Below are 10,762 nucleotides of genomic sequence, written 5' to 3'. Positions count from 1 at the left end.
GGGCCGGGCTGCTGCGCGAACTGAATATCGCCTCGGCCCGCGCGCTGGTCATCGCGGACGACGACACCGAGATGACCGAGCGGGCCGTGAGTGTGGCCCGCTCGGTCGCGCCGGACCTGACCATCATCACGCAGGCCACGTCCAGCGAGGGCTTTCACGGGCTGCAACAGCTGGGCGCGCAGCACATCCTGAGCGCCCGCCGGGAGATCGCCGCCGGGATTCTGGACCTCCTGACGCCGCCCGAGGTGACTCGCGCGGACATCACCCGCCACCTGGCCGAGCATCCCGCCGTGACCCTGAGTGCCACGCAACGCGCGCAGTGCGATCACGCCGCGCACAACGCCGGGCCGGTCACCCCGGAGGCGGACGTGTGCCTGGAATGCGTGGCACTGGGCGACACCTGGGTGCACCTGCGGGTGTGCATGACCTGCGGGCACGTCGGCTGCTGCGATTCCAGCCGGAACAAGCACGCCACCGCGCACGCCCGGCGGCAGAATCACCCGGTCATCCGCAGCGCCGAGCCGGGCGAAACCTGGGCGTACTGCTACGAGCACCGCTGGACGAAGTAGGGGGATGGTGGGTGGGTGATAGAGGACCAACCCCTGTTATCCATCAACCATCAACTTTCCCCTGTTCACCGTCCGGGACGGGCTGCACCTGCAGGGCGCGCAGGGCCAGCAGGGTGGCGGTCACGTCGAGCAGGCCGCCCAGGCCGTACACGAGTTGCGTGCTCAGGTCCGGGTCGCCGCTGAAGCCGCGGATAGGCACGACGTTCAGGACGGCCATGCCGAGGCTCAGGGCGGCGGCGAGGTTCAGCCAGTCCATCAGCTTGCGGCGGGGCGCCGCGGCCAGCGGCTCGGTGCTGACGCGCGCAAGGCTGCCGTACGTGGCGTTACTGGCGAGGATCGCCGTGCCCCAGATGGTCAGCAGGGCCGTCAGGGCCACCGGGTTCGCTTCGGGGGTGGCGCCGCCCAGCACACCGAACAGCGTCAGGCCCCACAGCGCGCCGCGCAGTGAGGTCAGCCAGGGGAAGACCATCGTCAGGGCGCGGTGCACGCCGTCCGTGCCGGGCGTGGGCTGGGCGTTCAGGGTGCGGCCCAGCAGGGTGGTCCACCAGGCCATGACCAGCGCGGCGATCAGGGCCTCGGCAGCGTTGAAGTAACGGCTGAAGTCCACCGAGTGCCACAGTGAGAACGCGGCCGTGCCCAGCAGCGCCGCGACCTGCGCCCACAGCGCGCCCAGCGCCAGGGACCGCCAGCGGGCCGGAGTCACGCGCGCTCCGCGGCGTTCACAGGCCCAGCTTGGCGCTCAGGCGTTCGCGCACCACTTCCGGTTTGGCCTGGCCGCCCATGGCTTTCATGACCGGCCCGAACAGGGCGTTCATGGCCTTGGCGTTCCCCGCGCGGACCTTCTCGACGGTGGCCGGGTCGGCCGTCATGGCCGCGTCGATGGCCGCGTCGATGGCGGCCGTGTCGGTCACGACGCTCAGGCCGCGTTCCTGCACCAGTTGGGCCGGGTCGTGGCCGGTCATCACGTCCGGGAGCAGGTCCTTGGCGATCTTGCCACTGATGGTCCCCGCGTCGATCAGGTGGACCAGCGCGGCCAGGTGCGCGGGTTTCAGGTCGGCGTCCGTGACGCTGCGCTCCTGCGCGGCCAGCAGGCCGGACACGTCACCCAGCAGCCAGTTCGCCAGTTTCTGCGCATCAGGTTTCTGGGCGTCCGGGCGGGGCTGCGTCTCCAGCGCCTCGTCGTAGAAGCGCGACAGCGGCACGCTGAGGCTCAGGGTCTGCGCGTCGGCCTCGCGGACACCCGCCGCGCGGTAACGGTCCAGTTTCTGCGCCGGCAGTTCGGGCATGCGCTCCCGCACGCGCGCGATCCATTCGGGCGTGATGTCCAGTGGGGGCAGGTCCGGCTCGGGGAAGTACCGGTAGTCGGCCTCGCCTTCCTTGGTGCGCATCAGGAAGGTCTTCTGGCCGCCCTCGTCCCAGCCCAGGGTGTCCTGCGTAACGCGCCCACCGGCGTCCAGAATGCGGGCCTGCCGCACCGTCTCGAACTCGATGGCCCGCGCCACGGAGCGGAACGAGTTGAGGTTCTTCACCTCGCACTTGGTGCCCCACGGCTCGCCGGGCCGGTGCAGGCTGAGGTTCACGTCGCAACGCATCTTGCCTTCCTCGGGCGTGGCGTCACTGACCCCCAGCGCCTGCGCGATGGCCTGCACGCTCTCCAGGAACGCGCGGGCCTGCTCGGCGCTCACGATGTCGGCCTCCGTGACCATCTCCAGCAGGCTGGACCCGGCGCGGTTCAGGTCGAGCATGGAGTACGGCGCGTATGTGGGGTGCGTCAGTTTGCCCGCGTCGTCCTCCAGGTGCGCCCGCTTGATGCGCACGCGGCTCGTCTCGCCGCCCGGCACGGTCACGTCCAGGAACCCGTCGCGCGCGATGGGCCGGTCGTACTGCGACAGCTGGAAGTTCTTGGGGGCGTCCGGGTAAAAGTAATTCTTGCGGTGAAACTGCGTGAAGCCGCTCACGTCGCAGTTCAGGCCCAGGCCGAACATCATGGCGAGTTCCACTGCCTCACGGTTCAGCGTGGGCAGCGTGCCCGGCAAGCCCAGCGTGAACGGGTCCGTGAACGTGTTCGGTTCCGCCCCGTGATACTCCTGCGGACACGCGCTGAAGATCTTGGACCGCGTCTTGAGTTGCAGGTGAACTTCCAGACCAATAACCGCCACATACGACATGCCACGCAGGATACCGCCGCGCCGCACGGCCACGGCATACGCGGGCTAGGAGGTCCCGGCCGGTCCGGGCGCCGGTTCAGGCGGCAGGAAGTGCAGCCGCGCCGCCCGGCTGCCCAGCACCCCGGGTGGATAGAAGGCGTGCAGGTAGGCGGGACCGAACAGGTCAGGGTTCCGGGCCTCGAACGCCTCCCAGTCCTCCGTACTGTTCCCGGTGCGGTCCAGATGGTCGAGCACCGCGAAGAACCACGCGACCGTCTGCGTCTCGCTGTACTTGTCCTGAAGGCCCAGGCTGTCGGCCAGGGCGCGCAGGCCCGCGCGGAATTCGGCCAGGGCAGCCAGCGCGGGCCGGTCGCGCAGCAGCGTCCACGCGACGAACAGGTGTGCCGCGTGCCCGAATCGGCCGTACCGGGCGGTCGCCTGCGTGAAGGCACGCTTGAAGGAAGTCATGTGGCTATTCTGCCTGCGCGGCGCGCAGCGTCAGGTTCATCTCGTGGGTGCTGGCCGCGAAGCCCAGGTCCGCGTACAGCGGGCGGGCCCTGTCGCTGCTGCCCAGGCTGACGCGCATGATTCCGCGTCACCGCAGGGCGTCCAGGCAGGCCACGACCAGCGTGCGGGCGTGCCCGGCGCGGCGCCAGTCCGGGTGCGTCCAGACGTTCACGACCCGCGCCCGCCACGGCTGCGGATCGCCGCGCGTGGGCCCCCAGTGCAGCAGGGTCACGCCCGCCCCGGCGATCACCTCTCCCCCACTCTCCAGCAGGAAGCCCAGGTACGACCCCTCCCGCAGAGCAGATTCCACCCACGCGGCATACACGGGCCGCTCGGGGAGGTCGCAGGCGTCCGGGTAGCGGTGCGCGGCGAGGGTGGCAGCATCGGCGGGTGTGACGGGGCGCATCAGGCCAGTCTGCCGCACCGGGGCGCGAAAGTCTGGTACAACGCTGAACATGATCTTCGTGGCGCTGCTGCACGCAGTGAACCTGGGAGCGCGGCGCAAGGTGCCCATGGCCGACCTGCGCGCCCTGTTGACCGGCCTGGGCCTGCGGGAAGTCCGCACGTACATCCAGAGCGGGAACGCCGTGTTCAGCGCGGACCCCGACCCGGACCTGCGCGGGCGGCTGGAGGCGGCGCTGGAAACGCAGTTCGGTTTCCCGGTGCCCGTGACGCTGCGGAATGCGCACGAGTGGCAGGAAGCGGCAACCGGTTGCCCCGCCCACCTGCGCAGCGAGGCGGTCGTGGTGGCGTTCCTGCGCGACCCGCCTGCCCCGGAGCGTGTGGAGGCCCTGCGCGCCCGGAACGTGACGCCGGAACGCTGGGAGATCGTGGGGCAGACGCTGTACCAGACGGTCCCGGACGGCGTGCGGACCATGAAACTGTCGGCCGCCGTGATCGAACGGGTGCTGGGCGTGGGCGTGACCGTCCGCAACGAACGGACCGTGGGGGCCATCGCCGCCCTGCTGGACACCTGAGCCGCGCGCCGCCCGTTCCTGCCGTAGCCTGCCGCATGACCCGCCTGAAGGCCCCGCCCGCCGCGTTCCTGTCGGCCACGCCGCTGCTGTTCGTGCTGCTCTGGAGTACCGGCTTCCTGGGCACCAAGGGTGCCGTGCGGAACGCCGATCCGTATGCGTTCCTGACCGTCCGCTTCGCCCTGGCGGCCCTGCTGATGCTGGCTCTGACGGCCGCGCTGCGCGCCCCGTGGCCCACGCGTGCGCAGGCGACGCGGGCGGGCGTGACGGGCCTGCTGCTGCACGCCGGGTACCTGGGCGGCGTGACGACCGCCATCGGGCTGGGCCTGCCCGCCGGAATCACCAGCGTGTTGGTGGGCGTACAGCCCCTGCTGACCGGCCTGCTGTCCTGGCCGCTGCTGGGCGAGCGGGTCACGCGGGCGCAGTGGGCGGGGCTGCTGCTGGGTTTCGCGGGCGTCCTGCTGGTCGTGGAGGGCCGCGTCACCGGCCATCCGGGTGGCGTGGGCAGCGCCGCCGCGCTGGGCGCCGCCGCCTTCGCACTCATCTGCACGACTGCCGGTACCCTCTACCAGCGGCGCGTGGGGGCCGACATGCCCCTGCTGGGCGGCACGGCCACGCAGTACGTCGTCAGTGCCGCCGCGCTGGGGGCCGTCACCCTGGCGCGCGCGGGCGGCGTGATCCACTGGAACGCAGAATTCATCCTGTCCCTCGCGTGGCTGGTGCTGGTCCTGTCGGTCGGGGCGATCCTGCTGCTTATGCGCCTGCTGCGCGACCTGCCGGCGGCGCGCGTGAACAGCCTCTTTTACCTCGTGCCGCCACTGGCCGTGCTGGAAAGCTGGGCGCTGTACGGCGAACGCCTGAGCACGCTGTCGCTGGGCGGCCTGCTGCTGTGCGTGACTGGTGTGGCCCTCGCCGCCCGGCAACCCACCGCCCGCCCGGCGCGTACTGGGTGACATGAGCGAACTGAACGGACGGATCGGCGGCATGACCCAGGGGTACGACCTGCGCGCCGACTGGAACGGCGAACGCCTGGACGGCCGCATCGGCGGGACGTTCCAGGGCAAGGACATCAAACTCACGGTCCGTGCCGGGGACGTGGACGGCCGCATCGGCGGCACCTTCGCTGGCTTCGACGCCGACGGCGACGTGACCCCCCAGAGCGTCAGCGTGCGCCTCGGCGGCCACATCGGCGGGGACGACATTCACCTGCAGATCAGCGGCGACCACGTGCGGGGCCGATTCTCCGGCCGCCTGGACGGCAAGACCGTGGACCTGCACGTCAGCGGCGACCGCCTGCACGGCCGCATCGGTGGCGTACTGGACGGCAAGGACGTGAACCTGACCCTCGGCGGCGTGCCCACCGAAGTCGCCGCCCTGGCCGCCGTCTGCGCGTACAAGGCCCTCGAAGATCAGCAGGCGCACGACGCCTCCGCCAGCAGCAGCAGCGGGGGGTAAACGCTAGCAGGCAGTAGGGCGTGGGCCAGGGGCCGGGTCCCGTCCACTCCCGACTGCCTCATCCTTTTTCACGGCCTGTTGATAAGGACCCCGTCCGTGCTCCTCGCACTCGCGTCCGCCCGGATTGAACGGCCTTGCAAGCCACTCGACCGGAGTCCGTATGATACGGATTCCGCTCCATTCCACCACAGTCGGAAAAGCACCGCCTGCGGCTCCATACCGCGAAATCCGTATGCGGTTCCTACTCGCGTCCGCTCGGATTGATTCAGAACTACACCGAATCAATCGGAATCCGTCTTACTCGCCGCTGTCCTTGCGGCGCAGCAGGAAGAATCCGGCGGCGCTGCCCAGGGCGAGCAAGGCAGCGGGCGCCCCGGTGGCCCAGCTGGCAATTCCGGCGAGGGTGACGGTGAGGCCGAGGATGCCGAGGATCCAGCCGCAGGCGAGCAGGGCGAAGGTGGTCCAGGGGAGGCGGCTGACGGTCAGGAGTGTCAGTGGCAGGAACGTGGCGTAGAGCAGGGGGCGGACGCTGCCGCTGTTCTGGAGGCCGGGGGTGGTGGCGGCGAGTGCCCAGACGGTCAGTGCGGCGGCGGGGATCAGCAGCAGCGTGGCGGCGGGGCTGGTGGGTGTCCGGGTGCTGGTCATGCGGTCAGCGTAGTGGGTGGCGATCAGGCCTGCACGCGAAGTTGCGGCTCTCTGGTGGGCGCGGCCGTGAGGGATTCCCAGCAAGCCGCACATTCCCGCGTGTGGGTGCGTGGTAGGTTCCGCGCATCATGACGGTGACGACGAAGGCGAGAACGTTGGGTGAATTGCTTCAGACGGCGGAGTACGCCGGGCGCGCGCCGTTCGACGGCCGCATTCGGCTGGTGCAGGACGAGGTGCGGGAGAACCTGACCCGCAAGTTGCGCAGCGGCGAGGAGTTGTTCCCCGGTGTGGTTGGCTACGACGACACGGTGATTCCGCAACTGGTGAACGCGCTGCTGGCACGGCAGAACTTTATTCTGCTGGGGTTGCGCGGTCAGGCGAAGAGCCGGATTCTGCGGGCCATCACGGGCCTGCTGGACGACGAAGTGCCGGTCATTGCGGGCGTGGACATGCCGGACGACGTACTGAACCCAGTGGGCGCGGAGGGCCGTCACCTGCTCGAAGCGCACGGGCTGGACCTGCCGGTCCGCTGGCTACCGCGCGCGGAGCGGTACGTGGAGAAACTGGCGACGCCGGACGTGACGGTCGCGGACCTCGTGGGCGACGTGGACCCCATCAAGGCGGCGCGTCTGGGCACCAGCCTGGGCGACGTGAGAAGCATGCACTTCGGGCTGCTGCCGCGCGCGAACCGGGGCATCTTCGCGGTGAACGAACTGGCGGACCTGTCCCCGAAGGTGCAGGTGGCGCTGTTCAACATCCTTCAGGAGGGGGACGTGCAGATCAAGGGCTACCCGGTCCGGCTGGAACTGGACGTGATGCTGGTCTTCAGCGCGAACCCCGAGGATTACACGGCGCGCGGGAAGATCGTCACGCCGCTCAAGGACCGCATCGGCAGCGAGATCCGCACGCACTACCCGACCGACGTGCGCCTGGGCATGAACATCACGGCGCAGGAGGCCGCGCGGGCCGAGGGCGTGATCGTGCCGCCGTTCATTGCGGAACTGATCGAGGAAATCGCGTTCCAGGCGCGCGAGGACGGCCGCGTGGACAAACTGAGCGGCGTGTCGCAGCGTCTGCCGATCTCGCTGATGGAGGTCGCCGCCGCGAACGCCGAACGCCGCAGCCTCGTGGCCGGGGACGCCCCGGTGGTGCGCGTCAGTGACGTGTACGCGGGCCTGCCGGCCATCACGGGCAAGATGGAACTGGAGTACGAGGGTGAACTCAAGGGCGCCGATCAGGTGGCCCGCGACGTGATCCGCAAGGCGGCCGGGGCCACGTACGCCCGCAGTTACGGCAGCGCGAACACCCGCGACCTGGAGCAGTGGTTCGAGGCTGGCAACGTGTTCCGCTTCCCGCAGGGTGGAGACAGCGCCGCCGCGCTCAAAGCAGCGGGCGAGGTGCCGGGCCTGAGTGATCTGGCGGCCGAGGTCGCCGCGAGCAGCGACGACGCCGTGCGCGTCAGTGCCGCCGAGTTCATCCTGGAAGGCCTGTACGGCCGGAAAAAACTCTCGCGCGCCGAGGAACTGTACGCCGCGCCGGAAGCCGAAACGCGCCAGCAGCGCGGCGGCCGCTGGAACTGATACAGCGGGCGAACGACAGGAAGTGGGGAGTGGACCGGGGCCGGCGTCCCATCCGCTCCCCATTTCCTGCTCCCTGCTTCCGATTACCCTGGGCGGGTGTTGCCCCCTGACCTGACTGATCTGATCGAGTTTCACGCGCCGCTGTCGGTGGTGCAGCGCACGCAGGGGGGCGCGGTGACGCTGCTCACGCCGGGCGTGAACGTGCTGGCGTTAAACGCCACATTCCTGCCGGGCGACGTGGCAGGCCGTGTGGAGAGGGTGGACCTGCGGGCCGTGCAGGACTGGCACGAGGCGCAGGGCCTGCCGCCGCTGGTGGCGTGGGCGGGCGCGGCCGCCCCGGCGGGGCTGGGTGTCCAGAGGGTGGCGCAGGTGTGGGTCGGCGACTGGGCCGGGGAGCCGGAACCGCTGGACGCCCTGGTGCGGATCGAGCAGGTGGGCCGCCTGCACCTGAGCGCGTGGGCAGCGGCGCTGTGTGCGGCGCACGGCACGCCAGAGTGGGCGGCGGGACTGGCGCGGCAACTGGCAGCACCGCTGGAGGCCGCTCCCAGGGGATTCACCCTGCTGATGGCGTACCGGGACGGGCAGGCCGTGGGATCGCTGCTGTGGCAGGCACGCGGACCGGGCGGCGCGGCGCACCTGTGGGGGGCCCTAGACGCCAGGGCGGGCGCGGCGCTGCTGAACGCGGCGGCGTCCCTGGGGGACGGGTTGCGCGTGACGGTTCCGGCCGGGTGGGCAGGCCTGGGCAGGCACGTGCCCGTGACCTACGGCCTGCTGGCTGGCGGGCATCGGAACCCTACCTGACCGACTATCCATTTGAAACTATGGAAGGGCATTAGATCATCATCCCACCGGCATCCGCATCATGCGGGCAGTCTCCGCGCGGGCAACCCACATGACGATAATCAGGAGCAGGACGTGGTAAGTGGATGGGACGGTTCACCCCATCCCACTCACCACGCCTCCCTTACAGCGGGATGTTGCCGTGCTTCTTGTAGGGCCGCGACTCTTGTTTATCGCGCAGCATTCCGAAGGTCTGGATCAGGACGCGCCTGGTGTCCTCCATGGGGATCACGTCGTCGATGTAGCCCTTACTGGCGGCCACGTAGGGGTTGTCGAAGGCGTCTTTGTACTCTGCGATCTTCTGCGCGCGGGTCGCTTCCGGGTTCTCGCTACTGGCAATTTCGCGGCGGTACACGATGTTCGCCGCTCCCTCGGCGCCCATGACGGCCACGGCGGCGGTCGGCCAGGCGTACACCACGTCGGCGCCCATGTCGCGGCTGTTCATCGCCAGGTACGCGCCGCCGTAACTCTTGCGGGTGATCAGGGTGACCTTGGGAACAGTCGCCTCGGCGTACGCGTACAGCATCTTCGCGCCGTGCCGGATGATCCCGGCGTGCTCCTGCGCCACGCCCGGCAGGAAGCCCGTCACGTCCACCAGCGTCAGGATCGGGATGTTGTAGCAGTCGCAGGTGCGGATAAAGCGCGCGGCCTTGTCCGAAGCGTCGATGTTCAGGGTGCCGGCCATGACACGCGGGTTGTTCGCCACGATGCCCACCGACTCGCCGTTCAGACGTGCGAAACCCACCACGATGTTCTTCGCCCAGTTCGGCTGGATTTCCAGGAAGGTGCCGTCGTCCACGAGTTCATGAATCACGGCGTGCATGGCGTACGGTTTACGCTGGTCCGGCACGACGATGTCCAGCAGTTTCTCGTTCGTGCGGTCCGCCGGGTCGCTCGTCGGCTGGCTGGGGGCCTTCTCGCGGGCGTTCTGCGGCAGGTAGGCCAGCAGGTCGCGTACGCCCGCCAGGACTGCCTCGTCCCCGTCGTACTCCAGGTGCGCCACGCCGCTCTTGCGGGTGTGCACGTCCGCGCCGCCCAGCGAGTCGAAGGTCACGTCCTCACGCGTGACGGACTTGATGACCTCGGGGCCCGTGATGAACATGTAACTGCTGCCGCCGCTCATCAGGATGAAGTCCGTCAGGGCCGGCGAGTACACCGCGCCGCCCGCGCAGGGGCCGAGGATCGCGCTGATCTGCGGCACCGCGCCCGAGTAGACGGCGTTACGGTAGAAGATCTCGCCGTACCCGCTCAAGGAATCCACGCCTTCTTGAATGCGCGCTCCGGCGCTGTCGTTCAGGCCGATCACGGGGCAGCCGGTCCTGGCGGCCATGTCCATGATCTTCGTGACCTTCGCGGCGTTCATCTTGCCCAGGGAGCCGCCCAGCACCGTGAAATCCTGGCTGAACACGAACACCTGCCGCCCGTGAATGGTGCCGCGCCCCGTGACCACGCCCTCGCCCGGGGCGTCCACGCCCTGCATCAGGCGGCCGCCCCGGTGCTCCACGAAGGTCCCCATCTCCAGGAAGGAACCGGGGTCGAGCAGCGCGTCTATCCGTTCACGCGCCGTAAGTTTCCCGCCGTCCCGCTGCTTCTTCAGGCGTTCGGGCCCGCCGCCCTGCTCGACCCGCGTGCGGCGCTGCTCCATCGCCGCGATCAGTTCCTGTAATTCCACGCCCGGAGTTGTCATGCCCGCATGGTATCCAAACGCGTGTTAGGTGCGGCGGTGACTGCATCAGGAACAGGGGGGCGCTAACCGACCGATAGGCCACCCCGCCAACCCCCGCTGACCTCTGTGTTCCCGCGCTCAGACGGACGGCGCGCCATTGTGCCCAGGGGCGTGTGTTGTTCCTCCTCGCATCCACCCGGACTCTATCGGAACTGCACCAACTCAACCGCAGTCGGTCTGAGGGAAGCACGCCATCCAGGCGACGGGCTCCTGAGGACCGCGGGTGCGTTCCAGACGACCGTGGCGGCTTCCGCGTGCCGTGCGCGGGCCTCCCGGTGCGTCCAGCGGGCTTGGACGCATGGGGGGCTGCTCGGCTACA

At 69.6% G+C, this 10,762-nt stretch carries 12 protein-coding genes; 6 read left to right on the top strand and 6 right to left on the bottom strand.

Annotated features, from left to right (window positions below):
- On the top strand, positions 1–569 hold a 569-nt coding region (locus QZ271_RS01480), incomplete at its 5' end, for a UBP-type zinc finger domain-containing protein (protein WP_291428296.1).
- A gap of 43 nt (positions 570–612) precedes the next feature.
- Here the strand turns inward: QZ271_RS01480 and QZ271_RS01475 are convergent.
- From QZ271_RS01475 to QZ271_RS01460, 4 genes are all read right to left on the bottom strand, one after another.
- On the bottom strand, positions 613–1,272 hold the full coding sequence (locus QZ271_RS01475) for a hypothetical protein (protein WP_291428294.1): 660 nt from the start codon (positions 1,270–1,272) through the stop codon (positions 613–615).
- A gap of 16 nt (positions 1,273–1,288) precedes the next feature.
- Positions 1,289–2,737, bottom strand: coding sequence for an Asp-tRNA(Asn)/Glu-tRNA(Gln) amidotransferase subunit GatB (gene gatB / locus QZ271_RS01470; RefSeq protein ID WP_291428292.1), 1,449 nt, complete (start codon positions 2,735–2,737; stop codon positions 1,289–1,291).
- Positions 2,738–2,782: 45 nt separating this feature from the next.
- Positions 2,783–3,184 carry a hypothetical protein gene (locus QZ271_RS01465; RefSeq protein WP_291428290.1) on the bottom strand — a complete coding sequence of 134 codons (402 nt, stop codon included), beginning with the start codon at positions 3,182–3,184 and terminating at the stop codon, positions 2,783–2,785.
- 127 nt (positions 3,185–3,311) lie between these two features.
- Positions 3,312–3,629 (bottom strand): GNAT family N-acetyltransferase, encoded by a 318-nt coding sequence (locus QZ271_RS01460; RefSeq protein ID WP_291428288.1) that lies wholly within the window; start codon positions 3,627–3,629, stop codon positions 3,312–3,314.
- Positions 3,630–3,678: 49 nt separating this feature from the next.
- Between QZ271_RS01460 and QZ271_RS01455 the strand changes: the two genes are divergently transcribed.
- The 3 genes from QZ271_RS01455 to QZ271_RS01445 are packed head-to-tail and all read left to right on the top strand — an operon-like array spanning position 3,679 to position 5,652.
- Positions 3,679–4,200, top strand: coding sequence for a DUF1697 domain-containing protein (locus tag QZ271_RS01455; protein ID WP_291428286.1), 522 nt, complete (start codon positions 3,679–3,681; stop codon positions 4,198–4,200).
- Between the two features lie 35 nt (positions 4,201–4,235).
- On the top strand, positions 4,236–5,150 hold the full coding sequence (locus QZ271_RS01450; RefSeq protein ID WP_291428285.1) for an EamA family transporter: 915 nt from the start codon (positions 4,236–4,238) through the stop codon (positions 5,148–5,150).
- 1 nt (position 5,151) lies between these two features.
- Positions 5,152–5,652 (top strand): hypothetical protein, encoded by a 501-nt coding sequence (locus QZ271_RS01445; protein WP_291428283.1) that lies wholly within the window; start codon positions 5,152–5,154, stop codon positions 5,650–5,652.
- A gap of 297 nt (positions 5,653–5,949) precedes the next feature.
- On the opposite strand, the gene QZ271_RS01440 is transcribed toward QZ271_RS01445, so the two are convergent.
- Positions 5,950–6,297, bottom strand: a complete 348-nt coding sequence (locus tag QZ271_RS01440) for a hypothetical protein (RefSeq protein ID WP_291428282.1) — start codon at positions 6,295–6,297, stop codon at positions 5,950–5,952.
- A gap of 128 nt (positions 6,298–6,425) precedes the next feature.
- Between QZ271_RS01440 and QZ271_RS01435 the strand changes: the two genes are divergently transcribed.
- Positions 6,426–7,877: an ATP-binding protein gene (locus QZ271_RS01435; RefSeq protein ID WP_291428280.1), complete on the top strand. Its 1,452-nt coding sequence runs from the start codon at positions 6,426–6,428 to the stop codon at positions 7,875–7,877.
- A gap of 96 nt (positions 7,878–7,973) precedes the next feature.
- On the top strand, positions 7,974–8,678 hold the full coding sequence (locus QZ271_RS01430; RefSeq protein ID WP_291428278.1) for a hypothetical protein: 705 nt from the start codon (positions 7,974–7,976) through the stop codon (positions 8,676–8,678).
- 163 nt (positions 8,679–8,841) lie between these two features.
- On the opposite strand, the gene QZ271_RS01425 is transcribed toward QZ271_RS01430, so the two are convergent.
- Positions 8,842–10,404 (bottom strand): acyl-CoA carboxylase subunit beta, encoded by a 1,563-nt coding sequence (locus QZ271_RS01425; RefSeq protein WP_291428277.1) that lies wholly within the window; start codon positions 10,402–10,404, stop codon positions 8,842–8,844.
- Positions 10,405–10,762: the final 358 nt, after the last annotated feature.

Origin of the sequence: Deinococcus sp., from assembly GCF_018260555.1 — a bacterium.
Taxonomy (GTDB): Bacteria; Deinococcota; Deinococci; order Deinococcales; family Deinococcaceae; genus Deinococcus.
This window is presented reverse-complemented; position numbering and strand designations above follow the sequence as displayed.